At 41.5% G+C, this 25992-nt stretch carries 28 protein-coding genes; 5 read left to right on the top strand and 23 right to left on the bottom strand.

The features are described from left to right. Positions 1-76 precede the first annotated feature (76 nt). Positions 77-781, top strand: coding sequence for a response regulator transcription factor (locus ACMVDV_RS14895; protein WP_416158647.1), 705 nt, complete (start codon positions 77-79; stop codon positions 779-781). On the opposite strand, the gene ACMVDV_RS14890 is transcribed toward ACMVDV_RS14895, so the two are convergent. From ACMVDV_RS14890 to dinF, 3 genes are all read right to left on the bottom strand, one after another. Next, positions 778-2292, bottom strand: a complete 1515-nt coding sequence (locus ACMVDV_RS14890; protein WP_304183056.1) for a YifB family Mg chelatase-like AAA ATPase — start codon at positions 2290-2292, stop codon at positions 778-780. The genes ACMVDV_RS14895 and ACMVDV_RS14890 overlap by 4 nt on opposite strands. Before the next feature lie 33 nt (positions 2293-2325). Next, on the bottom strand, positions 2326-2940 hold the full coding sequence (locus ACMVDV_RS14885) for a trimeric intracellular cation channel family protein (RefSeq protein ID WP_304183054.1): 615 nt from the start codon (positions 2938-2940) through the stop codon (positions 2326-2328). Between the two features lie 114 nt (positions 2941-3054). Further along, positions 3055-4389 (bottom strand): MATE family efflux transporter DinF, encoded by a 1335-nt coding sequence (gene dinF, locus ACMVDV_RS14880; RefSeq protein WP_416158646.1) that lies wholly within the window; start codon positions 4387-4389, stop codon positions 3055-3057. Here dinF and ACMVDV_RS14875 point away from each other — a divergent pair. Continuing rightward, on the top strand, positions 4366-5397 hold the full coding sequence (locus ACMVDV_RS14875) for a polysaccharide deacetylase family protein (RefSeq protein WP_416158645.1): 1032 nt from the start codon (positions 4366-4368) through the stop codon (positions 5395-5397). The genes dinF and ACMVDV_RS14875 overlap by 24 nt on opposite strands. Here ACMVDV_RS14875 and ACMVDV_RS14870 read toward each other — a convergent pair. From ACMVDV_RS14870 to ACMVDV_RS14810, 13 genes are all read right to left on the bottom strand, one after another. Beyond that, positions 5394-6425 carry a protein-glutamate methylesterase/protein-glutamine glutaminase gene (locus ACMVDV_RS14870; RefSeq protein WP_416158644.1) on the bottom strand — a complete coding sequence of 344 codons (1032 nt, stop codon included), beginning with the start codon at positions 6423-6425 and terminating at the stop codon, positions 5394-5396. The genes ACMVDV_RS14875 and ACMVDV_RS14870 overlap by 4 nt on opposite strands. Positions 6426-6436: 11 nt before the next feature. Next, positions 6437-7054, bottom strand: a complete 618-nt coding sequence (gene cheD, locus ACMVDV_RS14865) for a chemoreceptor glutamine deamidase CheD (protein WP_304183047.1) — start codon at positions 7052-7054, stop codon at positions 6437-6439. Then, positions 7044-7868, bottom strand: a complete 825-nt coding sequence (locus ACMVDV_RS14860; RefSeq protein ID WP_416158643.1) for a CheR family methyltransferase — start codon at positions 7866-7868, stop codon at positions 7044-7046. Before ACMVDV_RS14860 ends, cheD begins: the two co-directional genes overlap by 11 nt. Positions 7869-7981: 113 nt before the next feature. Then, positions 7982-10669 (bottom strand): methyl-accepting chemotaxis protein, encoded by a 2688-nt coding sequence (locus ACMVDV_RS14855; RefSeq protein WP_416158642.1) that lies wholly within the window; start codon positions 10667-10669, stop codon positions 7982-7984. Positions 10670-10716: 47 nt separating this feature from the next. Next, entirely contained in the window at positions 10717-11202 is a 486-nt protein-coding gene (locus ACMVDV_RS14850; RefSeq protein WP_304183042.1) for a chemotaxis protein CheW, read from the bottom strand. Further along, positions 11199-13280, bottom strand: coding sequence for a chemotaxis protein CheA (locus ACMVDV_RS14845; protein WP_304183040.1), 2082 nt, complete (start codon positions 13278-13280; stop codon positions 11199-11201). The genes ACMVDV_RS14850 and ACMVDV_RS14845 overlap by 4 nt, the downstream gene beginning before the upstream one ends. Positions 13281-13295: 15 nt before the next feature. Beyond that, a complete protein-coding gene (locus ACMVDV_RS14840) occupies positions 13296-13658 on the bottom strand; it encodes a response regulator (RefSeq protein WP_304183037.1) in 363 nt (120 codons plus the stop codon). A 9-nt stretch (positions 13659-13667) separates the two neighbouring features. Beyond that, positions 13668-13940: an STAS domain-containing protein gene (locus ACMVDV_RS14835; RefSeq protein WP_304183122.1), complete on the bottom strand. Its 273-nt coding sequence runs from the start codon at positions 13938-13940 to the stop codon at positions 13668-13670. A 168-nt stretch (positions 13941-14108) separates the two neighbouring features. Beyond that, entirely contained in the window at positions 14109-14729 is a 621-nt protein-coding gene (locus ACMVDV_RS14830; RefSeq protein ID WP_304183036.1) for an SCO family protein, read from the bottom strand. Next, positions 14726-15634: a heme o synthase gene (gene cyoE / locus ACMVDV_RS14825; protein WP_304183034.1), complete on the bottom strand. Its 909-nt coding sequence runs from the start codon at positions 15632-15634 to the stop codon at positions 14726-14728. The genes ACMVDV_RS14830 and cyoE overlap by 4 nt, the downstream gene beginning before the upstream one ends. An 8-nt stretch (positions 15635-15642) precedes the next feature. Next, positions 15643-16632 carry a COX15/CtaA family protein gene (locus ACMVDV_RS14820; protein WP_416158641.1) on the bottom strand — a complete coding sequence of 330 codons (990 nt, stop codon included), beginning with the start codon at positions 16630-16632 and terminating at the stop codon, positions 15643-15645. Positions 16633-16649: 17 nt separating this feature from the next. Then, complete coding sequence (locus ACMVDV_RS14815; RefSeq protein ID WP_416158640.1) at positions 16650-17144, bottom strand: transmembrane cytochrome oxidase associated protein; 495 nt, start codon at positions 17142-17144, stop codon at positions 16650-16652. Position 17145: 1 nt separating this feature from the next. Then, positions 17146-17886 (bottom strand): SURF1 family protein, encoded by a 741-nt coding sequence (locus tag ACMVDV_RS14810; protein ID WP_416158639.1) that lies wholly within the window; start codon positions 17884-17886, stop codon positions 17146-17148. On the opposite strand from ACMVDV_RS14810, the gene ACMVDV_RS14805 reads away from it, so the two are divergent. Beyond that, positions 17840-18202, top strand: a complete 363-nt coding sequence (locus tag ACMVDV_RS14805) for a DUF2909 family protein (RefSeq protein WP_349768655.1) — start codon at positions 17840-17842, stop codon at positions 18200-18202. The two genes, ACMVDV_RS14810 and ACMVDV_RS14805, sit on opposite strands and share 47 nt — an antisense overlap. Here ACMVDV_RS14805 and ACMVDV_RS14800 read toward each other — a convergent pair. The 6 genes from ACMVDV_RS14800 to ACMVDV_RS14775 all read right to left on the bottom strand — a co-directional run bounded on the left by ACMVDV_RS14800 (position 18102) and on the right by ACMVDV_RS14775 (position 24171). Next, positions 18102-18977 carry a cytochrome c oxidase subunit 3 gene (locus tag ACMVDV_RS14800; RefSeq protein ID WP_416158638.1) on the bottom strand — a complete coding sequence of 292 codons (876 nt, stop codon included), beginning with the start codon at positions 18975-18977 and terminating at the stop codon, positions 18102-18104. The two genes, ACMVDV_RS14805 and ACMVDV_RS14800, sit on opposite strands and share 101 nt — an antisense overlap. A gap of 11 nt (positions 18978-18988) precedes the next feature. Then, positions 18989-19516, bottom strand: a complete 528-nt coding sequence (locus ACMVDV_RS14795; RefSeq protein ID WP_064667724.1) for a cytochrome c oxidase assembly protein — start codon at positions 19514-19516, stop codon at positions 18989-18991. Continuing rightward, the gene (gene ctaD / locus ACMVDV_RS14790) at positions 19516-21117 is read right to left on the bottom strand and encodes a cytochrome c oxidase subunit I (protein WP_416158637.1); all 1602 of its coding nucleotides are present in this window, start codon (positions 21115-21117) and stop codon (positions 19516-19518) included. Before ctaD ends, ACMVDV_RS14795 begins: the two co-directional genes overlap by 1 nt. Then, positions 21118-22260: a cytochrome c oxidase subunit II gene (gene coxB, locus ACMVDV_RS14785; RefSeq protein ID WP_304183027.1), complete on the bottom strand. Its 1143-nt coding sequence runs from the start codon at positions 22258-22260 to the stop codon at positions 21118-21120. Between the two features lie 424 nt (positions 22261-22684). Beyond that, entirely contained in the window at positions 22685-23302 is a 618-nt protein-coding gene (gene lexA / locus ACMVDV_RS14780) for a transcriptional repressor LexA (protein ID WP_304183026.1), read from the bottom strand. A 74-nt stretch (positions 23303-23376) separates the two neighbouring features. Further along, complete coding sequence (locus ACMVDV_RS14775) at positions 23377-24171, bottom strand: hypothetical protein (RefSeq protein ID WP_416158636.1); 795 nt, start codon at positions 24169-24171, stop codon at positions 23377-23379. Positions 24172-24292: 121 nt separating this feature from the next. On the opposite strand from ACMVDV_RS14775, the gene ACMVDV_RS14770 reads away from it, so the two are divergent. Then, positions 24293-24736, top strand: coding sequence for a PaaI family thioesterase (locus tag ACMVDV_RS14770; RefSeq protein ID WP_304183022.1), 444 nt, complete (start codon positions 24293-24295; stop codon positions 24734-24736). On the opposite strand, the gene ACMVDV_RS14765 is transcribed toward ACMVDV_RS14770, so the two are convergent. After that, positions 24733-25113: a hypothetical protein gene (locus ACMVDV_RS14765; protein ID WP_304183019.1), complete on the bottom strand. Its 381-nt coding sequence runs from the start codon at positions 25111-25113 to the stop codon at positions 24733-24735. The genes ACMVDV_RS14770 and ACMVDV_RS14765 overlap by 4 nt on opposite strands. A 163-nt stretch (positions 25114-25276) precedes the next feature. Between ACMVDV_RS14765 and ACMVDV_RS14760 the strand changes: the two genes are divergently transcribed. After that, positions 25277-25987: a hypothetical protein gene (locus ACMVDV_RS14760; protein WP_416158635.1), complete on the top strand. Its 711-nt coding sequence runs from the start codon at positions 25277-25279 to the stop codon at positions 25985-25987. Positions 25988-25992: the final 5 nt, after the last annotated feature.

Genomic DNA, 25992 nt, shown 5'->3' with positions numbered 1-25992 from the left:
ACACTAAAAATCGCCCTTCTCACCATTTGCGAATGAGTGATAACATAGCGGCATCATTAAAGGTAATTGAGATACTATGACTATTCATGTTTTATTGGTTGAAGATGACGAACTATTAGTTAAACGTATAATCAATCATTTTGCAGAGACTGAATTTCGCATTGAAAACGATGCCACTGGCGCTGATGCCTTAGCCATAGTGCAAGCTCGTGCTAACAATCATGATGCCATCTCATTAGCGGTTGTTGACATAGTATTACCTAAACGTGATGGCCTTCACTTAGCAAAAGAGCTCAATACATTGACCGATATCGGTGTGATCATGCTTTCAAGTCGCGATTCTCAGGCCGATCGTATTGCCGGCCTTGCTCAAGGCGCTGATGATTACATTTGCAAGCCAGTCGATTTGTTAGAGCTTGAACTGCGCATGCGTGCACTTTATAAGCGCTTAAAAAGCAATAATAACCTCGATGAAAGTGAAGAGTTTATTGAATACGCTGACTTCAAATTGCACCCGGATAACCGCACGCTAATTACTGCCGCAGGGGTTGAATCACGTTTGACCGAAGCAGAGCATAAAGTGCTGATTTGCTTGATCAGTAACGCTGGTAAAGCGACCTCCCGTGAAAAGATATCAGAAGAAATAGGCCAGCCAGATTGGAGCCCGAACGATCGCACCGTTGATGTGCTGATTGGTCGTTTGCGCAAAAAACTAAATGATGAAAAAGATCAAAAACGCATTGTTACCGTACGTGGTAAAGGTTACATGCTATCCATCTAATATTGACTCAACTGAGCCAATAGTCGCTCAAATGCGCGATAATTCAACGCTTCTTTTAGCTCACTCAGGGTAATATTTGTTTGCCCTTTTAAATCACTTATCGTCCGCGCAACTTTAATCACCCGATGATAAGAGCGTGGTGACAACGACAGCTTCTCACTGGCTTTGGCTAAAAACTGTAATTCGGCTGTTGCCAGTGCGCAGTGGACACTCATTTCTTTATTATTAAGTCGCGCATTCACTTTGCCTTGCCGGTTTAGTTGTAAATTATGTGCCATTTCAACCCTGGCCCTTACTAGCGCACTTGTTTCTTCAGCTTCGGTACTTTGCAGCTGCGTACTGTTTAACCGTGGCAGCTCTATTTGTAAATCAATGCGGTCGATAAACGGTCCAGAGACCCGCGATAAATAACGCATCACTTGATCCGGAGTAGCACGCTTATCGTTATGACAACCAGTTGGGCTAGGATTGAGTGCCGCTATAAGTTGAAATTGTGCAGGGAACTCCATTTGCCGCGCCGCTCTTGAGATAGTGACTGTGCCGGTTTCCATTGGTTCGCGCAATGAATCAAGCACTTTGCGCTCAAACTCAGGTAATTCATCAAGGAATAATACGCCATTGTGCGCCAATGAAATTTCCCCAGGTTTGGGATTTGAAGACCCTCCAACTAACGCGACAGCAGAGCAAGTGTGGTGAGGATTACGAAATGGTCGCTTACGCCAATTTGTTAAATCAACAGTTTGCCCTATGATTGAGTACAAAGCCGCAGTAGCAAGCGCCTCATCATCTGACATGCCAGGCATTATGGTCGGCATACGCTGTGCAAGCATCGATTTGCCAGTGCCCGGAGGACCCAGAAACAGTAAATTATGACCACCCGCGGCCGCTATTTCTAATACTCTTTTAGCGCCAGCTTGGCCTTTAACATCACTCAAATCAATTAAAAACTCAACGCCGCCATGTTGCTGTTCGGGATAAACAATATTAAGCGGTAAAGGCTGTTGATTTAGTAGATCACTCCATACTTCTTGAATAGAGGAGATCGCCTTACGTTCAACACCATTCACCAAACTTGCTAAGCTGTCATTCACTAACGGTAAAAAGCAGCAACGCCCTTGTGCTTTAGCAGCCAAAACGGAAGGAAGTATCGCATTCACGCCACGTACTTCGCCATTAAGAGCCAGCTCGCCGTAAAATTCATACTTTTCAATATCAGCACAGACTATTTGCCCTGATGCTACTAAGATGCCGATCGCAATAGCTAAATCAAAACGCCCGCCATCTTTAGGCAAATCGGCAGGCGCTAAGTTTACGGTAATACGTTGATCAGGAAAGCCAAATTTGGAGTTTTCTAATGCACTGCGGACCCGATCTTTGGCTTCTTTCACAGACGCTTCAGGCAGGCCAACAATATGAAATGCCGGTAAACCATTGCCTAAATGTACTTCAACGATCACTTCGGGTGCTTGAATGCCTACTTGGGCACGCGAATAAATCCGAGCTAATGACATCCTTTGTCCCTGTAACGTTATATTCTTTACAGTTTAGTCAGGATATTTAAAAACGTGTAGTGTTAGTTGCCATTTCATTGCTGCAAGGCGCAATAATAAAGTAGTTAACATTGCTAAAACCATGGCCACTTCCGTTGCCACGTTAAAGGCAATAGCTTGGGTATAAATGATACCACCTGCAATACAGGTAATGGCATACAGCTCACCTTTTAATAACATTGGAATATTACCAGCGAGTACATCGCGGGTAACGCCACCAAAACAACCAGTGATCACGCCCATAATAATAGCGGTTGTTGCCGGCATACCTGCAAGCAGTGCTTTTTGCGCACCCATCACAGCAAAGAACGCTAAACCAAATGCATCAGCAACATGCAAATGGTATATCGGAATTGATTTTTGTTTATTTATCAAACGAGTGGTAATAAATACAGAAGCAAAAATAGCGATAAAATAACTTTGATCGTGCAACCAAAATACCGGAACATCCAAAATTAAATCGCGAATTGTACCACCACCTATCGCCGTAACAGTTGCCAATACCACGACACCAAAACCGTCCATTTTTTTGTCATAGGCAATTAAGGTACCCGACATTGCAAATACCGCGATGCCAATTAAATCAAACCAATGGTAAAGTTCTGTCATATATCCAAGCCATCCCAAGATGCAAATCGAAGTTGAAATCAACTGTGCTTAACGATGCCGTTTTAGCACAATAAATCCAAAGTTTTTAGTTAACTGTAGATTTTTATATTTATATTAATTCAGTAACTGCTGCGTTGTTTGTAACTGCCTATAACGGGCGATTAAAGTCACCCCTCTTAGCAACATAAAACAGCTCATCGCTAACCATAAACCGTGATTTTGCCAAGCACTAAATACCCAAAACACACCAAAAAATCCGACTAAGGCTGAAAATATCATGGTATTACGCATATCTTTCGCTCGTGTTAAGCCAACAAAAATACCATCAAACAAAAAGCAACTCATGGCCGCAAGCGGCATAAAAATCAACCACGCTAGGTATTCATTGGCGGCGCTAATAACTTCGGGAATATCTGTTAACAAGGTAATGATTTTCTTACCGAACAATGCAAAAAACACGCTATAACAAAAAGCAAATAACATCCCCCAAAATACGCTTATCTTTACCCATAAGTTTATACGCCGCACGCTATGTTGGCCTTTTGCTTGGCCAACTTTTGCTTCACTCGCATAGGCAATACCATCGAGCGCAAAGCTCACTAGCATTAAAAAGTTCAGCAATACAGCATTAACCGCAAGCGTTATCTCGCCAATACGTGCACCATAGAAGGTCATAAAGCTAAAGCATAGTTGTAATATTAAGGAGCGAATAAAAATATCACGGTTAAGACTTAATAACGCCCACATTTTCTCTCGGCTAAACCACCCAGCTAAAAATAGCGGCACTGCCATTTTTTTCGCCAATCTAAAGACCAAAAATAACGCGAATAATAGCGCGGTATAATCAGCAATAACGGAAGCCCATGCGGCACCAACCACTTGCCAATCTAAAAACACCACAAAATAAATATCTAAAACAATGTTGGTGATATTAGTGACTAATAATAAATAAAAGGGCCCTTTGCCGTAATGAATTCCGAGCATCCAAGCTAATAATACCAAGTTACATAATGCTGCTGGTGCACTAAAAATACGAATTTCAAAATAACTATAGGCTTGTACAAGCACCTCGCTACTAGAACCAGAAAGGTACGCTATGACATTTTTAATAAGGGGTGATAAAGCAATTAAAGAAAAGGCAACGATAAGCGCTAATACTAAGCTACGCTTTAACAATCCGGCTAATTGGGGGTAATCTTTTTTACCATAAGCTTGCGCAACTAATCCTGTGGTGCTCATACGTAAAAATCCCGCAAGCCAAAATAATAACGAGATCACGGTGGCTCCTAAGGCAATTCCAGCAAGAAAATGAGCGCTGCCGAGGTGGCCAATTACAGCGGTATCAACTAATCCTAACAGTGGCACGGTTATATTTGATAATATCATTGGACCGGCTAACAACAGCAAGCTTTTATGGTGTGCTTTATGACGATTAAGAAACTTTTTCACAGTGTACTATCAATCCTATTCTGGCTATCTTTACCTGCTCACAGCGCAGTTATTTTACAATACCATCATGTCAGTGAAACTCTACCGGCAGTCACTAGTGTCAGTGCAAAAACCTTCACTGAACACCTCAACTATTTAAAAGAACATGATTTTAACGTCATCGCATTAAATGATTTGCTTGTAAGTTTACAACAAGGTCAAAGTTTACCAGATAAAACAGTGGCAATTACCTTTGATGATGGTTACACCAATAACTACCAACAAGCAGCGCCGATATTAGAGAAGTTTAATTACCCTTACACTATTTTTGTTAATCCAAAATTGATTGATGAAGGTAAAAGCTATGTAATGGGCTGGGACAAACTCAGAGAGCTTGCCAAAAAAGGGGCGCTGATCAGCAATCACAGTGCGCAACATGATTATCTGCACCGTAAATTAGCCAATGAAACCAAGCAACAATGGCAAGCACGTATTAAGCAGGATATCTTGTCATCACAACAACGGATCAAAGAAGAAATTGGTCATGACTATAAATACTTAGCGTATCCCTATGGTGAATTTAATAATCAATTACAAGATTTAGTAAAAGAATTGGGGTTTATCGGTATTGGTCAACATTCCGGTGCCGTTAACAAAGACTCTGACTTTAGCCGTTTACCACGCTTTCCGGCATCTGGCTTTTACAGCAAGCTTGATACGTTAGTTACTAAACTTAACTCTCGCGCCTTTGCAATCCAAGCGCTCAATTATGTAGATAGTGTTACCAATGAAAATCCACCTCAGATCAGTATCAAATTTAATATGGGGGACTTTCATAAAAGTCAGCTAGCGTGCTATGTATCGGGCATTGGTCAGGCAAAACTAGACTGGTCAGCCGCGGATACGGTGATGATAAATTCACCTAAACCGTTAGCTCTAGGCCGCTCGCGCTTTAACTGTACAGCGCCATCAATCAGCCACAAAGATAGTTATTATTGGTTTTCACAACCATGGGTGATCATTGATTAACGTTTCACGGCTTGACTTAATAACTGCTGAGCAACCCTATCAAGAGAGACAACCTCTATTGCCGCGCCAAGTTCAATTGCGGCTTTAGGCATTCCCCATACCACTGACGATAACTCATCTTGCGCTACGGTATAAGCTCCATGTTGTTTTAATGCCAGTAAACCTTTAGCGCCATCGCTGCCCATACCTGTTAATAAAGCGGCAATGGTGTTTTTAGGGCATATTTTAACCAGTGAATTAAATAATACATCGACCGCTGGACGATGGCGGTTGATCGGATCATGCTGATCAAGTTGACAATATAAACTGCCGCCTTGCTGTATCACGCTCAAATGCTGATCCCCTGGTGCAATATACGCCCAGCCAGCGGCTAATTTATCGCCATGTTGTGCTTCTTTAACATTGATGGTGCAGGTGCGGTTCATGCGCTGCGCAAACGAGCTGCTAAACACCGGCGGGATATGCTGAGTGATCACTATTGGCGGGCAATTTTCTGGCATCCGTATCAGCACTTCTTTGATTGCTTCAGTGCCTCCCGTTGACGCGCCAATTGCCAGCACTTTATTGACACCAAACTGGGCATTACTCAATGTCTCTATTGGCTTAACTTCACTGAGTTTAAACGCTCTAACCCGGGCAGAAGCCGCCGTCCGTACCTTTTGCTGCACAATTTTTGCGTACTGATTAAATTGCGCAGATACATTAACTATCGGCTTGGCAATAAAATCAACAGCACCTAGCTCCAACGCTTCCAAGGTAATAGGCGAACCTTTTTGTGTCAACGTCGAGATCATCACCACCGGCATAGGCCGCAGGCGCATTAAGTTTTTCAAAAAACTAATGCCATCCATTTTTGGCATTTCAATATCTAAAGTCAGCACATCTGGATTAAGCTGTTTAATCATTTCTCGTGCTTGATAAGGGTCTTCTGCACATCCAACCACCTGGATATCATCAACCTGGTGCAGCACTTCTGTCAATACTCGCTGTATCAATGGCGAGTCATCAATCACTAACACCTTGACCATTTCTTTACCCCTTAAAATAACTCAATATCGGTTTTAGAATCTTGTTTTTCAATATCATGTAAATAACGGACTTCGCGTTTTTCAATTACATCTGTATGCATCTCGCGCAATTTTTTAACCTGTGCTTTGCCTGATTGAGGATTAAAATTAACCTTACGTGGCCAAGGGCCTCCTACATCATGAGATACCAAGTTTAACCCCTCTTCTTGCACATAAGAATGAGCAAAGCGAATATTACCAAGACCTATATCGCTCATCGAGCGAATAATCTTGCCACCGCCAAACAGTTTTATTTTTAAATTTTGCCTAGATGCACCATTTTTAAGCACCTCATTAATTAAGAATTCCATTGCCCAATTACCATAACGACAATTTAAATTATGCGCGCTGGTTGGCTCTGCACCTTTTTCAATAGGAAGCATAAAATGATTCATGCCGCCAATCCCCAGTTTGTCATCATAAATACAGGCTGCAATGCACGAACCAAGCACAGTGGAAATCACTTCATCATTTTTTGATACATAAAATTCACCGGGCAAAACTTTAGCTACAACTTGCTGCAGCCCAGCATCCCAAAACCGTTTAATATGCTCAAAGCCATGCAACACAGGCTTAAAATCACGCTCCATAGCTCACCTTAAGGTACATAGTTCTGCCTAAATTTTTAAACTCACTGTGTTCCTTGCCAATAGTTTCAGAGTGGCCTAACAATAAATACCCTTGCTCAGCTAAAATATTGCAGTAACGAGTAAACAACTGATCTTTCGTTTCTTTATCAAAATAAATCACCACATTACGGCAAAAGATCACATCGAATGGTCCTTTCATTGGCCAGTCTTGCAATAAATTCAAACGCTTGAAATGAATATTTTGCTGTAACTCAGGTTTAACTTTGAACAGCTCGCGATCTTTAGTTTTTAAAAACCAGCGTTGTAATTGCTGTGCTTCAAGTCCGTTTACATTAGCCGCAGTGTAAGTGCCCGACTGCGCCTTAGCCAATACGTTTGAATCTAAATCAGTGGCTAAAATTTTCACATCCCAATCTGCTGGAAATAAGCCATGCAAGCTCATAGCTAAAGAATAAGGTTCTTCTCCAGTTGAGCAACCAGCAGACCATATCCGCACTCGCCGGGTCGTTTTATTTGCGACTAACAGCTTAGGGACAATATGTGATTGCAAATAATCAAAATGATGTGATTCACGAAAGAAAGAAGTCAAGTTGGTGGTTATCGCGTTAATAAAATCGCTAAACTCTTGCTCTTTATGTGTCTCTAAATAAGTTAAATACTGCTTAAAATTTGCAAGCCCCAAGGCTCGGATCCGACGAGCAAGGCGTGAATAAACCATTTCGCGTTTATGTTCACCCAAAACAATACCACACGCGTCATAAACGATAGCTGCGATCTGTTTAAAGTCACTATCGGTTAATAAAAACTCTTTCATTACAAATACTCGTAATAGACGCGTCAGGGATGCGGTTAAACATTAAAAGCAATTGCAAAGTAAAAGCTCTCGCGTTTGTGCAGAGCCTTTACTTGCGCTATTGATACGACACCTTAAAACTCCTCCCACTCATCTGTTGAATCGGCAAAGTTGTTTCCTCGCGTTTTACTACGGATGTTACGATTGTGTGGTGGCGCCACGATGGGAGTGACTGATGCAGTGTTCATTGCTGTTGTTTGCTGACTTAAAGTAAAAAAATTCAGTAATCTGGTCATATCATTTGCTTGCTCTGACATTGATTCACTTGCCGCTGATGCTTGCTCAACTAAGGCCGCATTTTGCTGGGTCATTTCATCCATTTGCGATATCGCTTTATTTACCTGCTCAATACCTGAACTTTGCTCTTCTGACGCTGCGGCAATAGCAGATATCATCTCCGTTACTTTTTGCACGGCAATAACAATTTCTTTCAGGGTTGCACCAGACTCATTCACTAACAAAGTACCGTCTTCAACCTTGCCAACGCTATCTCTGATCAACTCTTTAATTTCTTTCGCAGCACCTGCAGAACGCTGCGCTAAATTACGCACTTCTCCAGCGACAACTGCAAAACCTCGGCCTTGCTCACCAGCTCTGGCCGCCTCAACCGCTGCATTTAAGGCTAATAAATTGGTTTGAAAGGCAATTTCGTCAATCACGCTAATAATATCGGCAATTCTCTTACTCGACTCATTAATTGCCGACATACTGATCACCGCGCGATTAACAACTTCGCCCCCTTGCTGCGCTTTATCACGTGTTTCTTCCGCCAGTTCATTGACCACTTTTGCATTATCAGCATTTTGACGCACTGTACTGGTCATTTCCTCCATGCTTGATGCTGTTTCTTCAAGCGATGATGCCTGCTCTTCTGTGCGCTGGCTTAGATCAGCGTTGCCTTGAGATATTTCCTCTGCGCCGCTTGCCACTAAGTTTGCAGAGGTATTAATACCATTAATTACTTCCGTTAATTTATCGGCCGTCGCGTTAGCATCACGCTTAAGCCTTTCAAACGACCCCTGATATTCTTGTTCTATGCGTTTTGATAAGTCACCATTTGCCATAGCATCGAGCATATTACCAGTACCTGTGACAGCATCATCAACAATAGCAACTAAACCATTTAGCCCTTTAGCTAAACGTAAAAAGAAACCGTCCTTACCTTGCTCTGCAACACGCGCTTCTAGATTACCTTTACGTGCCGAGCTGACTAAGTCAGCAATTTCTTTTTCTATTGCTACTTCCGCCGTTCTATCTTCCCACTCCACCACAGTGCCGATACGTTCATTTGCGGGGGTAAAAATAGGGTTAGCAACTAAGCCAAAGGTGCGCCCACCAACAACTATCTCTGCACTGTAAGTATCGGTTAACTTGCTTAGCAGATCACGTTGATGAGCTGGATTTTTATGAAATACATCAATATTTTGCCCTAATAACTGACTACTATCAAAATGAGGTAAATCGCAGCGTAAATCTTGCTCTGCGTTGTGCATCATATTTTGCACCGCTTCGTTCATATAAATAATATCGTTTTTAGTATTGGTAATCATGGTATTTGTTGCAACCCGATCAAGTGCTCGGCGTACACGTAAATTCTCTTCTGCAGCAGCTTTTTCGGCCGTGGCTTTTTTAATGCTTTCGGTTAAATCTTGCCACTCAATTATAGTTCCTAATCGTTTGCCTTTTTTATTAAACCAAGGCGTCGCAATAAGATTAAAAATTAACGATGCAATTTCTAGTTTTGATTCAATGGAGTCGGTCAAATTTGCATATAACTGAGCCTGTTGCGCGGCATTTTCAAAAAATGTCGTAATACTTGAGCCGATCATGGTATCGACGGAAAAGTCACCGAGCACGCTCTGCAGTTCATCTTCTCTGGTTTGAAGCATCTGCTTTAATTGATTGTTGGCAAACACTATTTGCAAATCATTATCAGCCATCATCACACTCGCTTGGCAGATCGTTAATGCACTTGATAGCTCTGCATCACGTTTTGATTCTTTTTCTAATTCTTTTTGAACTGTGATGTCTGTCGCATATTTAACCACCTTGTAAGGTTTGCCACTGAGATCAAAAATTGGATTATAAGATGCTTGGATCCATACTTCACTGCCATCTTTAGCGATACGTAAATACTCACCTGAGTCAAATTCACCACGACCTAATTTTTGCCAAAACTGCAAGTATTGTTCACTCTTAGCAACTTCAGATGCAATAAATATACGATGATGCCGCCCTACTATTTCCTCTAACTGGTAACCAAATGTCTGCAAAAAGTTGTCATTCGCGGTCAACACGCTGCCGTCTAAATCAAACTCAATCACCGCTTGCGATTTACTAATAGCAGCAATTTGCCCCGCAGCTTCAACAGCGAGCATTTTTTGCGCGGTAATATCACTGACAAATTTCACAACTTTTATAACATGTCCATGCTCATCCTGAACGGGGTTATACGTTGCTTGGATCCACACTTCTTTGCCACTTTTACTGATCCGCTTAAACTCATCAGCAATAAACTTTCCGTCTTTCAAACTTTGCCAAAAGCTTTTGTATTCAGTGCTCTGAGCTTCATTTTTAGATACGAATATACAATGGTGCTGGCCCTGAATTTCTTCTAAGGGGTAACCCATTACATCTAAAAAGTTATTATTCGCCGTAATAATTATGCCGCTAGGCTCAAACTCAATCACCGCAAGTGACTTATTTAATGCCGTAACGATTAAATCATTATTTGATTTTTTAGAATTACTAAACCACCCCATGCCCATCACCTTCTTGTTGATCACCATTTACTATATTTAGTATTTGGCTAAATATTCATTGTTTTTTGCAGGTCCAATAACGCGACCATCTTCTCACCGACATTCACTAACCCTGCGATAAATTCAGTATTCTCCGAGCCGCTAAAGTTAGGCACCGTCTTCGCATCTTGCTCTACAATACTGTAAACATCAGATACGGCATCGACTACCATTCCCATAATCTTGCTATTTTGCTCAAAAATGACTTTCACCACGATCACTACCGTTAGCGGTCCATAGTCAATCATCGCTAAGCCGAAACGCAATCTTAAATCTAAAATCGGCACTATGGTGCCACGTAGATTAATTACCCCTTTGAGATAATCGGGAGCATTTGGGATTTCAGTGATCTCTTCCCAACTGCGAATTTCTTGAACGGTTAAAATATCAACACCGTATTCTTCATCAGCCATAATAAAGGTTAAAAATTGCTTAACCCCTTGCGCCTGTTCAAGCATTATTTTGTTATCTAATTCGCTGTGCGCAGAGATCATGACGCCTCCAAGTTGGCTTGCGATTCAATTATCAATTCTTGGCTACCGGGTTTTCTTAGTCCTGATAATTTAATTAAGCCGCTAATATCGACAATCAGTGAAACTCGCCCATCTCCTAAAATAGTCGCGCCTGAAACACCATCTACTTTTTGGTAATTCGCTTCTAAACTTTTGATCACTACTTGTTGTTGCGACAATAAATCATCAACTAATAAGCCAATTTTTTGATTATCACTTTCCACTACCACCAATAAGGTTTTATCGAGTGTTTCTATCGCGCCTGGATGATTGAAAATACTGTATAAACGCAAGATAGGAATATATTCATCGCGTAGCCTAAGTACATCGAGGTCTTTACCCACTCGACTGACTTTACTGATATCAATTTGTAATGATTCAACAATAGAGATTAATGGAATAATATAGGTGTGCTTTGCGACTCGAACTAACTGGCCATCTAATATAGCTAAGGTAAGTGGCAAGCGAATAGTGAAGGTAGATCCGACACCTGCGGCTGACGACACTTCAACAGAGCCATTGAGTGATTGGATATTGCGTCTCACCACATCCATACCAACACCACGTCCGGATATATCACTTACTTCATCCACGGTTGAAAAACCAGGCATAAAAATAAGCTCATTAATTTCATCATCACCTAATTCATCAGCTTCGCTTACTAGCCCATTAGCAACCGCTTTTTGTTTTATTTTTGCCGTATTAAGACCTTGGCCGTCATCCATGATTTCTATAACGATATTGCCACCTTGATGAAACGCATTAAGCGTTACCTTACCAACCGGGTCTTTACCCGCTGCAAGGCGCTGTGCAACCGTTTCTAGTCCATGATCCAGCGAGTTTCGTACTAAGTGCACCATAGGATCTGATATTTTTTCCATCACGGTTTTATCAAGCTCGGTCTGCTCTCCTAGCAGTTTTAGCTCAACTTGTTTATTCAGTTTTTGCGAAATATCTCTTACCAAACGTGGAAAACGGCTAAATACAAAGCTGATTGGTAGCATTCGGATGCGCATTACATTTTCTTGTAAATCGCGAGTGTTATGAGCCAATTGCGCTAAACCTTCCTGCAAAGAGGCGATAGTCGCTTCGGTTATCTCTTGTTGACCAATTTGGCTTAACATAGCTTGAGTGATAACCAGCTCGCCCACCATGTTGATCAAGGAGTCAACTTTATCTATGCCGACTCTAATTGAAGTTGATTCTGCAACTGGGGTGCTTGCCTTAATCGCGGTGCTTTTTTTTATCGGCTTCACTGCAGCAACATTGACAGCTGCAGGGGTTGAGTTAAGGTTTATCTCAGTCGTATCAAGTGCTGTAATTTGCGTATCATCTTCAGCAAATAAACCACCGCATAGCGCAATGGTAATATCAGCGTCATCTTCAACCCACTCAAATATTTCTCGAATAGCACTCTCTGTTTTTGCTGTATTTAAAAAGAATCGCCAAGATAAAAAACAATCTTCGACACTTAAATCTGCAATCTCAGGGATCTCATTACTGAAAGCTTGAGTCTCTAAATCTCCCAGCTCAGCAAGCTCACTGATCATATACAGTGGCTCATTGCCAGTTTTAAATAAATGCCGATGAGGCTTAAAATCAATCTGATAAGTGTTCAGGGCAAGTTGAACGGGATTAGCATCGACTTCAGCTGTATGGTTATCGGCTTGGTTTACCCCTAAAATCTGTTCAAACTTAATTCTGAGATCGATAGCTTCTGCTAAATTAGGTTCTTGCTCTGCTTGTAAGCTACGAAGTAACTCCCGCAAGCAATCAACTGATTTAAGTAATAGGTTAACATGCTCTGCGCTAAGCTCTCGTTTCCCTTCACGAATTTGATCTAATAGGGTTTCGAGCACATGAGTAAAGTCAGACACAGAGTTAAAACCAAATGTACCACTGCCACCTTTAATAGAATGCGCAGCACGAAAAATGGTATTGATTGTTTCTAAATCTTCTTCGCCAGGCACCAAGTTTAATAACTCAGCTTCCATGGCATCTAAGCCTTCAAAACTTTCCTCAAAGAATACTTCAAAAAATTGACTTAAATCTATACTCATACCCCATCCCCTAGATTAGCGAATCACTTTTTTTAAAACCGCTAATAACTGTTCAGGATTAAAGGGTTTAACTATCCAGCCAGTTGCACCAGCAGCCTTCCCTTCTACTTTTTTATCCATACCCGATTCTGTCGTTAGCATTAGCAATGGCGTAAATTTATAGTTTGGTAAGGTGCGCAACTCTCGGATCAAAGTGATGCCATCCATTACCGGCATGTTGACGTCTGATATCACCGCATCAAAACCTTGTTGTTTTGCGATGTTCAGTGCTTCGCTGCCGTCCTTTGCCTCAGTGACCTCAAAACCCGCCTTTTTCAGTGTAAAACTCACCATTTGACGCATCGACGTAGAATCATCCACGGCTAAAATTCTTTTCATATAAACCCCTTATTCCGCATTTTCAAGTATTAGATATTCACTTAGGCCTAAGCGATTAATGGCATTTCTTAAAGGCTTACTTTGCCCAACCCAAATAATTTTGTGTTGTAAGCACAGCAAGTGCTTTTGCAAAGCACACAATAGTTGAATTGAGGCGGTATCTGCGCGTGCAACCTCACTTATATCGAGGCACACATCATCATTGCGGTGTAATTCTTGTAATAAATCTTGGTGTAAATTTTCAACTTGAGTGATTACTAGTTCAGCAGGAAGTTTTAACATATTTTTCGCACTTTCCATGTTTAACCAATTCATAACAAAAGCTTAGACTGAGTTAGTAAAAATGCCATAAATGCGTTAAAAAAAGAGTGAAATTATTTATAGGGGAATAAATGAACAGTAAAAAGGAGCTCAACGCTCCTTTACAATAATTAAAATATACTTGTTTTATTAAAAATGATCCGCAATCTGCTTAAATTCGGTTATTAATAATTTAGCATTAATTAACGGTACACTACCTTGTTTAAACTCAGGTTTAAAAATAGCTCTTACTGCACCTTGCGGGTCAACCATAGCAATTGAAGCACTATGGTCAACGGCATATTCTTGCTCATCACTGTCGCTAATGGCGTAAATTAACCCCAATTCTCTCACCAGTGGAAATAAATCTTTATGTTCCCCTGAAACGGCTAAAAAATCAGGATTAAAATAATCAATGTAGGCTTTGCGTTTAGCTGTTGTATCGCGTTTTGGATCAACCGCTAAAAACCAAATTTGCAGCGGGTACTCAGCGTGCAATGCGTTATAGACACCTTTGAGTTTAGCTAATGTCAGTGGGCAGATATCAGGGCAGCTGGTATAACCTAAAAACACTAAATTCCATTGGCCTTGTAATGTTTGCTTCGTCACTTGCTGACCGTCTTGGTCCTGCAAGGTAAAGTCGCTTAACGGCCGTGCTTGTTCGTATACTAAAGCTTCAACTTCAGGTATCGCGCTATCACTGCATGCCGTTAGTAACAGTAAACCTAGGGTCAACCATACAGGTCGACACTTAACTGCTAAGTTATTCATATAACAAACCATTTATCGATAAATAAGGCGACAAAGAGTAACATTAAATGAATAATCGAAAAACGAAATAAATCCATTGCCGTATCGTCATTTCCTGCCAATTTGAGTTTTACTGCCTTATACGTAAACATACTATTGAGCAAGGTAGCTGCTATCAAATAGATAATCCCCGACATGCCAATTAAATAAGGCAGCACGCACACTAAGGTAAGTAATACTGAATAAGCAACTACGCAGGTTTTACAAAAATCGATGCCATGGGTAACAGGCAACATAGGTATTTTGGCACGCTCATAATCGCTTTTACGCGCAATTGCCAACGCCCAAAAATGCGGTGGAGTCCAGGTAAATATGATCATCACCAGTAACCATGGCGCTGCCGCCATTTGTCCAGTTTCAGACACCCAGCCCAATAATGGCGGCATTGCACCAGCAAGCCCACCAATAACAATATTTTGCGGTGTTGCACGCTTTAAAAATGAAGTATAAATAAATGCATAACCAACTAAGGCAAATAAGGTTAATATGGCTGTTAAAGTATTAGCCCAGATCATCAGCATTAGAAACCCACTCACTCCAATGACTGCGGCAAAACTTAATGCATGCAATTTTGATAACCGACCTTTAGCCACTGGGCGATGGCGAGTTCGTGCCATTTTACTATCTATTTCGCTGTCGACCACATGATTGATCACGGCCGCCGCCGCAGATAATAAACCAATCCCCAATAAACTAATAAATTGCACGCCAATACCGCGGCCAACATCGGGCGCAAGTGCTAAGCCAACCCATGCAGTTAACACCAGCATGGCGACTACTTTAAATTTACTGATCGCTAAATAATCATTTATTAAGCCGCTAATTTGGCTAGGTGCTAACTTTGTTATTGCTATTAATTGTGTCATAACTGCCCCTAAGTACGTGCTTTCAAGTAAAAACATAAACGAACTACCGTTAATAAGAGTATGGCAGCCATTAAATTATGTGCCAGTGCTACGCCTAGCGGAAAATGCCAATGCACAACCGCCAAGCCTAAACAAATTTGGCACAGTAGTGCGACCAATACTGCAACGCAGCACTGCTTAATTTTTCTTGAAATTGCGCGGCTATAAATACGCCACATGATCAGCGCTAACACCACACAAGTAACTAACGCCCAGATCCGATGTAGTAAATGAATCGACATTCTGGCTTGCTGCGATAACACACCGTATTCATAGGTGCTGTGCTCTAACGGCAATTGAAACACACTGCTCAGTGAAAACGGTTGCCCATAACTACACAATGGTAAGCCATTACAGTGCGGCGCGGCATAGTTAGCAGCAAGCCAGCCACCGAGTGCGATTTGCATTATTAACACCGCTAAAGCCACTAAACTAAGTTTAAAGTAACGCCGTGCAGGCGTATCACCGCCATAAATTGGTTTCGCCGTTAGCCGCAGATACAGCAATGTAATCAATGATAAAATACTAAATCCACCTAATAAGTGGCCCATCACGATTAATGGCTGCAAATTCATAGTGACCGTCCACATCCCAAGCGCAGCTTGAAAAATAACTAAGGCAAGTAACAAAAATGGTAATTTAACCGGCATTATTGGATGCTGACGCTTTATAAAAGCCAAAATAAATAACGCCAAAATAAGTAAGCCGAGTGCTCCAGCAAAGTAGCGATGGATCATTTCCTTCCACGCTTTGGCGGTTTCAAACATCATATCTGGGTAGCTTTGCTCTACATGAGCTAAATCAGCCGCATGTTTTGGTACGGTTAAAAAGCCATAACAACCTGGCCAATCAGGACACCCCAAGCCAGCATCACTTAAGCGCGTATAGGCGCCTAAGCCAACAACCAAAATTGATAACAGAAAAGTGGCTAACACTAAGTGCTTATAATTTTTATACATAGTTAACACTCCTTTGCTCAGCTAGAACGCGAATAGTTAAGTAATTTTTTTAAATCTTGGAGCAGACCTTTTTGCGTTAATCGATTTTGTTGCGGCTCATCATGATACGGGTATTGCAACACCACTAAGCCCATATGATCGATTAAATAGAGGCTAGCAGGCGTCAGCTCATCAATACTGGCTAGTTGCGGCCAAGGGGTCGCTGTTTGCTGTGCGGCACCTAAAATAACCATATCAACCTTGCCTTGGTTTTTACCAAGCGCCACATATAAATTATCAAGCGCTTGCAACTGCTCAGCACATGGCTGCCGGCATTGCTCAGGATGGTTTAAGGCAATAGTCCATTGTTTATGTTCTGTACTTTGCCAATCTTTAATTTTTACTTCTGTTGTTAAAAACTCACCGTTATTGGTCGATGCAGAGGGTATCCAGTCTAACTTTAATGCTAAATAAGCCAGTACTAAAGGCACTAAACAGCATCCGATAAAAATTACCATGGGTTTATTTTTCATTTTAATTCCTTCTTTTACTGGCAAAAATAGCCACCACAACACACGCCAAAGCAATTAATAGCCATTGCACGGCATAGCCATAATGCTTTTGTGGACTCATCACCACAGCTTGATAATGCGGTATACCTAGCTCATCACCAGCACCTTGACGATAGCCGATAAAATCAGCCATCGTTTGCTCTGCTTGTTGGGTGAATAACTGCAAATCTATGGTTTGTACTCGCTTTGGCCAACTGTCATTTTCGAGCTTGTTTATTGAGGCGTTATCTAAGGTGAAACCACTGAGCTTACCCTGCTTCAGTTGCACATTGATTGTGATGGGTTGATTCGGTAACTCGATAGCCGGTAACTGCTCGCGTGAAAGCGGAGCTTTAATCCAACCAAGATTAATTAATAGCGGTTTTTTGCTGGTTGCGGGTTTAAACAGCGTTAACACATCATAGCCAACCTGCCCTTGATAAACTTGATTATCTAATAACCAATAGTAATCATTATCTATCGTGCCGGTTAAAGTTGCCTGAACTCCGGTTTTGTTCCAGTCACTAGGCAGTGCCTGCACTTGCGGCCAATCCATTACACCTTGCGCTTGAACACTGGCGATATGAGCAAGTTGCTGTGTTTTAGCTGCTGCTCGTTGCATTTGCCAATAACCTAAACGTAAACACACCAATACCACAACAATCACCACGCAAACGATGAAAATTGAGCTAAGCTTTTGTTTACGCCATAAAATTAACTGCATAAAGGTGAACCCAGTGATTATTAAAATTATTATTGTACTGTTGTTATTGTTTATACTTTTTAACTTATTTAGAGCATTGTTTATTATGGTTTCAGGCCGAGATAATGGGCGGCCAATGTCACATTATTTAGGCCGCCGCGTGTTGTTTTCTGTCGTAGTGCTCGTTGTTGTTATTGCAGCGTTGAAGTTAGGATACATTTATCCAAATGCTAACCCTACAACACATATACAAACACAAATAAACACAACCAAACCACATCCACAAAGTGCCAATACCAAGCAGCCGCTTGAAATGCAAAGTGTTTATCAGGGCTAAAATGACCTTTTAAAATTCTAAAAAATACCACCAGTAAAATAATGGTACCGAGAGTCACGTGCATGCCATGAAAACCGGTTAATAAGAAGAACGTATTGCCATACACACCGGCATCTAAAGTAAGCCCTAAGTCTTGATAGGCGTGAATATACTCTTCAACTTGTAACCCTAAAAATACAACGCCAAGTAAAATAGTGAAGCCTAAAAAGACTTTTAGTGGGCCACGTTTATTGTTTTCCATTGCCACATGCGCAAAGTGCAACGTCACCGATGAAGTTAGTAGGATTAATGTGTTTATTAATGGTAAACCCTGCCACCCCATTGCTTGTGTCGTGCCCCCAGCAGGGGTTGTCACTAACGGCCACATAGCTTCAAAGGTTGGCCATAAAACTTCGTTGGTCATCGCGTTGTTGCCCGCACCACCTAACCAAGGCACTGAGATCATTCGCGCATAAAACAACGCGCCAAAAAAGGCCATAAAAAACATCACCTCAGAGAAAATAAACCAACTCATTCCTTGGCGAAACGAGCGATCCATTTGTGCTGAGTACAAACCTTGATGTGATTCTTCAATCACATTCTTAAACCAGCTAAATAGCATGTAGAGCAAAATTGCTATTCCGCCGTAAAGTATGTAATGACCACTGCCCCCCTCGGAGCCTACCTGCATAACCGTCAATGCGGCACCTACAGCAATTAAAAACAGCGCCACAGCTCCCACAATAGGCCATGGGCTTTGTGATGGCACATAGTATTTTTCGTAATTTTGATTCATCTCACTTGCTCCTAATTACTAGCCACTAACTGACTACTAATATCAAACACGGTATACGATAAAGTCAGCTCTTCTACATCGTCTGGTAACTCTGTATCGACGTAAAAAAGTAATTTAAACTCTACCTCTTCACCGGCTTTCAATGGCTGTTGATCAAAACAAAAACAGGCCATTTTATGTAAGTATTTGGCTGCTTTTCCTGGCGATACCGAAGGTACCGCCTGCATAACTTTATCTTCATTGCTGAGGTTTTTTGCTTTAAACAGTACCTCGCGCATTGCTCCGGGCTGCACTGAAACACTGTATTCAGCTGATTGCACCGCAAACGGTGCACCACTTTGTGCATGGGTAGTAAAACTCACATCCACCTCGCGTGTTTCATTAATGCTGGTGCTTTGCTTTGCTTGCTCTAAGGATGGTTTGCCATTAAGTCCTGTTACATCACAAAAGACGTCATATAACGGCACCAAGGCAAAGGCAAAAGCAAACATGCCTAAGCATATCAACACTAAGCGCTTAAGCAGTGGTGCGTGGCTCATTACTTGATCTCCGGCGGTGTTTCAAAGGTATGATATGGCGCAGGAGAATCCACTTCCCACTCTAACCCTTCGGCGCCATCCCACACCTTCGCTGGCACTTTATCGCCACCTCTTGCGCACTTAAATACCACTACCACAAATAGCAATTGCGATAAGCCAAAGGCAAACCCACCAAGACTAATAATGGCGTTAAAGTCAGCAAATTGCAGTGCATAGTCAGGAATTCGCCGTGGCATACCTGCAAGGCCAACAAAGTGCATAGGGAAGAATAGTACGTTCACACTCACCAAAGATAGCCAGAAATGCCATTTAGCTAAGGTGATATTAAACATATGCCCCGTCCACTTCGGCAGCCAATAATAGGCCCCTGCCATGATTGAGAATACCGCGCCTGTGACTAATACATAATGAAAATGCGCAACCACAAAGTAGGTATCGTGATACTGAAAATCAGCAGGGGTAATCGCCAACATCAAGCCGGAAAAACCGCCCAAGGTAAACAACACGATAAACGCAATACTGAATAACATCGGCACTTCAAAACTAATTGACCCACGCCACATAGTGGCTACCCAGTTAAATACTTTTACCCCCGTTGGCACCGATATCAGCATAGTTGCATACATAAAAAACAATTCAGCGGCTACCGGCATACCAGTGGTGAACATATGATGCGCCCAAACAATAAAGCTTAATAAGGCAATCGAGGAGGTGGCATATACCATAGAGGCATAACCAAATAATTTCTTACGAGAGAAGGTCGGCACTATGGTCGAGATAATACCAAAGGCTGGCAGGATCATAATATACACTTCAGGGTGACCAAAAAACCAAAAGATATGTTGGAACATCACCGGATCGCCACCACCAGCGGCATCAAAAAAGCTAGTAGCAAAGTATTTATCAGTCAACACCATAGTCACAGCACCAGCTAATACTGGCATAACTGCTATTAGTAAAAATGCGGTGATTAGCCAAGTCCAAACAAATAGCGGGAGTTTCATCCAGGTCATCCCTGGTGCGCGCATATTCACTATGGTCACAATGACATTAATTGCGCCCATAATTGAGCTGATACCCATAATGTGCACGGCAAACACAAATAACGCAGTGTTATCATTACTGTAAGTGGTGGAGAGCGGTGCATAAAAAGTCCAACCAAATGCAGGCCCGCCGCCAGGCATAAACAATGACGCTAATAGAATTAAAAACGCGAACGGTAAAATCCAAAAACTCCAGTTGTTCATCCGTGGCAGTGCCATGTCTGGCGCGCCAATCATTAAGGGCACCATCCAGTTTGCCAGTCCTGTAAAGGCAGGCATAACCGCACCAAATACCATGATCAAACCATGTACTGTGGTCATTTGATTAAAAAAGTGCGGGTCGACTAACTGCAGTCCTGGCTGGAATAATTCAGCTCGGATCACCATAGCCATGGCGCCACCTATTAAAAACATAGTGAGCGAGAAGATTAAATATAAACTGCCGATATCTTTATGATTGGTTGTATATAACCAGCGCTTAAACCCTTTTGCGCCGTGATGATGCCCATCATCATGATGTGCAGCTGTATTATCGTGTTGTTCTATTACGCTACTCATTTATTTAGCCTCCGATGTTGCATCAAGCTCAGCTTGAATCTGACTCGGTTGAATAACATCGCCAGTATCGTTACCCCACGCATTTCGTTTATAGGTAATAACCGCTGCTAATTGTTTAATTGATAGCTGCTTAGCAAATGCTTGCATCGCAGTGCCTGGGCGACCATGTATTACTACATCGATATGATCTTTAATATCACCAAGTACAACAGGGCTGCCCTTAACTGCGGGGAACACCCCTGGTAACCCCATACCCGTAGGTTGATGACATGCTGCACAACTAGCCATGTAGACCTGCTCACCCAGCGTCATTAACTCTTCTTTCGATAATGTTTGATCTAGTAACGCTGCATCCGCGGCGGCCGCTTTTTGCTTCGCTTGTTTAGCATCAGCCAGCCATGTGGCAAAGTCTTGCTCAGATTTAGCTTCCACAACCACGGGCATAAAACCGTGATCTTTGCCGCATAGTTCTGCACATTGCCCGCGGTAAATGCCCTCTTCATTAATTTTCGTCCACGTTTCATTGATAAACCCTGGATTAGCATCTTTTTTCACCGCAAAATCAGGCACCCACCAAGAGTGGATCACATCATCTGAAGTCATTAAAAAACGCACTTTTTTGTTAACCGGTAAGACTAAGGGCTTGTCTACTTCAAGTAAGTAGGTCGTCGTTTTATCAGCTTGATTAGTTATTTGTTCTTGCGGAGTCGATAAAATAGAGTAAAAAGCCACATCTTCGCCCATATACTCATAATGCCATTTCCATTGTGAACCAGTAATTTTGATGGTCAGATCAGCTTTACTCGCATCTTCCATCGCAATTAAGGTTTTTGTGGCAGGAATTGCCATACCAATCAAAATAACAAATGGAATAGCAGTCCAAAGTATTTCAACTTTAGTGCTTTCGTGGAATTGGGCTGGAATTGCCCCTTTTGATTTTCGGTGATGTATTAACGCCCAAAACATAACGGCAAATACAATCACCCCGATCACACAACAAATAATAAATATAGTCATGTGCAGTTGATAAACATTATTACTTATATCGGTTACACCTTCGCGCATATTAAATTGGCTATTAGCCAACAATTGCTGCGGAAGCATAAGTAATATAAGCCACAAGGTAGAGCTCAGTTTACCCATGTGACGGCTCCTTTTGATGCTATTGCAAGACGCAAAGCGAAAAGGCGGCACTGCTTTTTCACGCCAATTCGTTATTTTTTTATTGTAACTGGTAATTAACTCTGCCTCTGGAAAGTGCTTTTGCGTAAAACTTCGCAACTTTTAAAGACAAGTGTTAACACAGTGTATTAACCAATTAGTTAAAAAACGAACAATTAGCAAGTTTTAGGAGTAATTAATTTCTCTTTTGGTGCATAAATAATAACTAGAAATCAGCGCGTTATTTTGTAATGAAGGGGAGTAGTAGTGGGCTAAAAGTAACGTATAAGTAGAGCTGACAAGGGCTTGAGGGGCATAGCTAAGTATGAAATTTAGCCATTAAAGAGGTAAAAAAAATCAAAGCACCAAACTTCACCAATTTGGTGCAAAATAGTAAACAAAAAACTTACATCCAATCAGCGTTACGGATCACTCCAACCGCTAATCCCTCAATATTGAAAGATTCATGCTCAAGATCAACTTCGATAGGCGCAAATTCATCATTTTCGGCATGCAAAAAAACTTTTTTACCTGCTTTTTCAAAGCGCTTTACTGTTACATCATCATCAACACGGGCAACCACCACTTGGCCATTCTCCGCAACTTGAGTGCTGTGTACTGCCAGTAAATCACCATCCATAATGCCAATGTCTTTCATACTCATGCCCTGCACTCGTAATAAAAAGTCTGCTGCTGGTTTAAATAATAATGGGTCAACTTGGCAGTGACTCTCAACATGCTGTTGTGCCAAGATTGGCTCACCAGCAGCTACCCGACCAATTAGCGGTAAACCAAGTTGTTCTGGCTCTTCTTCTTCAACCAACTGAATACCACGGCTAGCACCGGGCTTCATTTTAATTACGCCCTTTTTAGCCAGTGCTTTCAAATGTTCTTCCGCTGCATTAGCACTTTTAAAACCTAGCGTTTGCGCAATCTCAGCACGGGTTGGCGGCATACCGGTATCTTTAATAAATACTTTAATAAGTTCGAGAATTTGAGCTTGGCGATTCGTTAATGGGCGCATACAACTGGTTTTCCATACAGTACATTTAACTGTGAGTATATACAGTTATCTGAAAATCGCAAATATAAATTGGCTCAAAATCGCGCCGTTAATAACAAGCTCATACTATTTAAGCCACTTCCGGAATCAAGCGCTGAGCCTAAACCTAATTTTAATGCGACATGTTGATTAAACCAATATTGTGTTTGCAGTTCATAGTTGTCACTGAGGTTATCGGTATTACGAATATTGGCAATTAATCCTACTGACCATGCCTGATTTACATAATAAAATGCCCGCCCTTGCACATAGCGATAACGTCCCGCTAATTGTTTTAACTCTAAATCCCAACCTTGGTTATTATCAATATCAGTCCAGCGCACATAAGGCGCATAAGTCCACTCTACCGAGACGTTTTCGGTGTTCTGCTGCCAGTTAATATTGTAGCTTTCAGCTCGACTGTAATAAGCGTTAAAGCCAAGTTGCAGCTGTTCATTCATCTGCTTACCAAGTGCTGCACTTACTAAATAATCGGTATCTCGCCAATCTTTGTTATCATCGGAGATCCTTTGCAGGCTGGCCTGCATAACTAACCCCTCAGGGCCATAAGCGGCAGCATCGATATTTAAATAGTTAAAATCACCATTCGAGAATCCGCCAACAGCATAGTTATTCACTCGATTTAAGTGGGCTTTAAATTCATATGGTCCAGTTAGAGACTCAAGATCTTGAGCAAAGTAACGATAACGCGCGCCTAAAAATGACTCATCTAAACCGGCAAGATCGGTAAAACCAATATCCAGTTGATGCTGTGTAGCAGCTACAACTGGAGCCTGAGCAAGTACACTCATAAGCAGTATTGCACTAAAGCCAAGTACGTTTAACTTCATCCTTTAAGCCTATTAACAAATACATAATAAAGGTACATTTTAGCTATTTTTATGATCTTAACTGTAGAAAAATGTTTAAAAGTGTAGACTGATTTAGTAAATAAATTAATGAGGTAGACTGATGAGTATTTGGTATCAACCGATCACCCTAGCGCAATGTAAACAACTTGATGACGGTATAAGTGGTCAAGGCACATTAATGAAAACCATGGGCATTGAAATAAGTGAAATAGGCGATGATTATTTAGCAGCAACCATGCCTGCAATCCCTGCTCATCATAACCCGATGGGCATGGTACATGGCGGCGCAAATGTTGTGCTTGCAGAAACGGTGGCTAGTTATGCTGCAAACTTTGTAGTTGATTTTACGAAGTTTTATTGTGTTGGCCAAGAGATCAATGCTAATCATTTAAAAGCATCACGTAATGGTATATTAACCGCGATAGCAAGGCCACTGCACTTAGGCAAGCGCACATCTGTATGGGAAGTAAAAATCACTAATAGTCGTGGGGAACTGTGCTGCGTATCAAGAATGACCGCAGCAGTTGTAGAGCGTAAAGGCTAGTTTGAAAGTGGATAAATTGTAATTTCAATACCTGCACCAATCGCAGAAATACGCAATAAAGTATCGGCACTGAGCGCTTGATTAAAGCATTTTGGCGAAGTGCCCGATTCAAAGCCAATATCAAAGGTGCGCTTTGAGCATGATAACCACTGTTTTAATGCATTGCGCGAGCAAGACTCAATCAATTCACATAAATGGTTAATTGCTTTATCTGGTGAAGTAACCTCTAGTTTAGACTCAATACGTGCAAGTTGACGGTACTCATCTTTATCGTAATGCAAAACCACAGCAGTTTTTTTTAAGTCCGCAACTAGCAAGCTAATATCTTGCTTTGATTCAAGCTCTAGATCTACATTTAAAAATTGAATTTCCGACATTGTTTCATTTTTACCCTACGTTAATAACAACGCAAACTTTAACCTAATTTCACATTTATACCAAATCAACTGTGGATTTTATTATCTGCGACAATTTGCCGCATTGGCAAACTCGATATAATTTATAGAATAGCGCCCTAATAATAACAAGCAGGCAGTAGTAATGAATAAACGCATTTTTAAATATGCGCGTAAGCTCCACAAGTGGCTAGGTTACTTATTAGCACTACAAATTTTTGCATGGTTGCTAGGCGGCTTAGTAATGAGTGCAATACCACTTGCAAAAGTACACGGTAAGCATTTAGCGGCACGGCAATTAGATAATCCATTTCAGCGTCAAGACTACTCGGCTTCACTCGATAACATTGTTGCACAAATAAGTGAGCCAATGCGGATCACTTATAGTCATTTTTTAACTACCCCGATTATTATTGTTGCTACCAGCCAAGGAGAATCGAGTTTTAATGGCCGCACCGGGCAACCATTAGCTGCGCCAACGCAGCAGAATATTATTGCCAATGCTCAAGCTCACCTGTTAATTAACGCAGCTGTAAAACACGCCATACAACTTGAAGCCGGCCCCAGAGAAGTGGGCTACAAAGCAAACCTATGGCAAGTGCAATTCGATGATCGATGGAGTACAACCTTATATTTATCTGCAATTAATGGCCAAGTTATTAGCGTTCGCAGCACAATATGGCGCATATTCGACTTTTTCTGGATGCTACATATTATGGATTACGATGAGCGTGAAGACTTTAATAACCCATTACTGATTAGTTTTTCAGCCACTAGCGTACTGTTTTGCATCACGGGCATACTACTTTTACTACAAAATCTACGCCTGCGCCGTCGTAAACATTACAGTAAATAGTAGCA

Source organism: Pseudoalteromonas sp. ASV78 (assembly GCF_047806705.1).
Lineage (GTDB): Bacteria > Pseudomonadota > Gammaproteobacteria > Enterobacterales > Alteromonadaceae > Pseudoalteromonas > Pseudoalteromonas prydzensis_A.
Note: the sequence above shows the minus strand (reverse complement) of the source record. Positions and strands in the feature narration are given on the sequence as shown.

What these genes read in the sequence shown, in the direction of transcription:
- ACMVDV_RS14855 (WP_416158642.1), bottom strand. Translation starts at nt 10,669, where the DNA reads ATGGGGTGGTTTAGTAATTCTAAAAAATCAAATAATGATTTAATCGTT.
- ACMVDV_RS14795 (WP_064667724.1), bottom strand. Translation starts at nt 19,516, where the DNA reads ATGAGCCACGCACCACTGCTTAAGCGCTTAGTGTTGATATGCTTAGGC.
- ACMVDV_RS14845 (WP_304183040.1), bottom strand. Translation starts at nt 13,280, where the DNA reads ATGAGTATAGATTTAAGTCAATTTTTTGAAGTATTCTTTGAGGAAAGT.
- ACMVDV_RS14895 (WP_416158647.1), top strand. Translation starts at nt 77, where the DNA reads ATGACTATTCATGTTTTATTGGTTGAAGATGACGAACTATTAGTTAAA.
- cheD (WP_304183047.1), bottom strand. Translation starts at nt 7,054, where the DNA reads ATGGAGCGTGATTTTAAGCCTGTGTTGCATGGCTTTGAGCATATTAAA.
- coxB (WP_304183027.1), bottom strand. Translation starts at nt 22,260, where the DNA reads ATGGGTAAACTGAGCTCTACCTTGTGGCTTATATTACTTATGCTTCCG.
- cyoE (WP_304183034.1), bottom strand. Translation starts at nt 15,634, where the DNA reads ATGACACAATTAATAGCAATAACAAAGTTAGCACCTAGCCAAATTAGC.
- ACMVDV_RS14850 (WP_304183042.1), bottom strand. Translation starts at nt 11,202, where the DNA reads ATGATCTCTGCGCACAGCGAATTAGATAACAAAATAATGCTTGAACAG.
- ACMVDV_RS14805 (WP_349768655.1), top strand. Translation starts at nt 17,840, where the DNA reads ATGAAAATTGAGCTAAGCTTTTGTTTACGCCATAAAATTAACTGCATA.
- ACMVDV_RS14770 (WP_304183022.1), top strand. Translation starts at nt 24,293, where the DNA reads ATGAGTATTTGGTATCAACCGATCACCCTAGCGCAATGTAAACAACTT.
- ACMVDV_RS14885 (WP_304183054.1), bottom strand. Translation starts at nt 2,940, where the DNA reads ATGACAGAACTTTACCATTGGTTTGATTTAATTGGCATCGCGGTATTT.
- ACMVDV_RS14820 (WP_416158641.1), bottom strand. Translation starts at nt 16,632, where the DNA reads ATGTATAAAAATTATAAGCACTTAGTGTTAGCCACTTTTCTGTTATCA.
- ACMVDV_RS14760 (WP_416158635.1), top strand. Translation starts at nt 25,277, where the DNA reads ATGAATAAACGCATTTTTAAATATGCGCGTAAGCTCCACAAGTGGCTA.
- ACMVDV_RS14815 (WP_416158640.1), bottom strand. Translation starts at nt 17,144, where the DNA reads ATGAAAAATAAACCCATGGTAATTTTTATCGGATGCTGTTTAGTGCCT.
- lexA (WP_304183026.1), bottom strand. Translation starts at nt 23,302, where the DNA reads ATGCGCCCATTAACGAATCGCCAAGCTCAAATTCTCGAACTTATTAAA.
- ACMVDV_RS14870 (WP_416158644.1), bottom strand. Translation starts at nt 6,425, where the DNA reads ATGGTCAAGGTGTTAGTGATTGATGACTCGCCATTGATACAGCGAGTA.
- ACMVDV_RS14800 (WP_416158638.1), bottom strand. Translation starts at nt 18,977, where the DNA reads ATGAATCAAAATTACGAAAAATACTATGTGCCATCACAAAGCCCATGG.
- ACMVDV_RS14835 (WP_304183122.1), bottom strand. Translation starts at nt 13,940, where the DNA reads ATGTTAAAACTTCCTGCTGAACTAGTAATCACTCAAGTTGAAAATTTA.
- ctaD (WP_416158637.1), bottom strand. Translation starts at nt 21,117, where the DNA reads ATGAGTAGCGTAATAGAACAACACGATAATACAGCTGCACATCATGAT.
- ACMVDV_RS14875 (WP_416158645.1), top strand. Translation starts at nt 4,366, where the DNA reads ATGACGATTAAGAAACTTTTTCACAGTGTACTATCAATCCTATTCTGG.
- ACMVDV_RS14840 (WP_304183037.1), bottom strand. Translation starts at nt 13,658, where the DNA reads ATGAAAAGAATTTTAGCCGTGGATGATTCTACGTCGATGCGTCAAATG.
- ACMVDV_RS14830 (WP_304183036.1), bottom strand. Translation starts at nt 14,729, where the DNA reads ATGAATAACTTAGCAGTTAAGTGTCGACCTGTATGGTTGACCCTAGGT.
- ACMVDV_RS14775 (WP_416158636.1), bottom strand. Translation starts at nt 24,171, where the DNA reads ATGAAGTTAAACGTACTTGGCTTTAGTGCAATACTGCTTATGAGTGTA.
- ACMVDV_RS14810 (WP_416158639.1), bottom strand. Translation starts at nt 17,886, where the DNA reads ATGCAGTTAATTTTATGGCGTAAACAAAAGCTTAGCTCAATTTTCATC.
- ACMVDV_RS14890 (WP_304183056.1), bottom strand. Translation starts at nt 2,292, where the DNA reads ATGTCATTAGCTCGGATTTATTCGCGTGCCCAAGTAGGCATTCAAGCA.
- ACMVDV_RS14860 (WP_416158643.1), bottom strand. Translation starts at nt 7,868, where the DNA reads ATGAAAGAGTTTTTATTAACCGATAGTGACTTTAAACAGATCGCAGCT.
- ACMVDV_RS14765 (WP_304183019.1), bottom strand. Translation starts at nt 25,113, where the DNA reads ATGTCGGAAATTCAATTTTTAAATGTAGATCTAGAGCTTGAATCAAAG.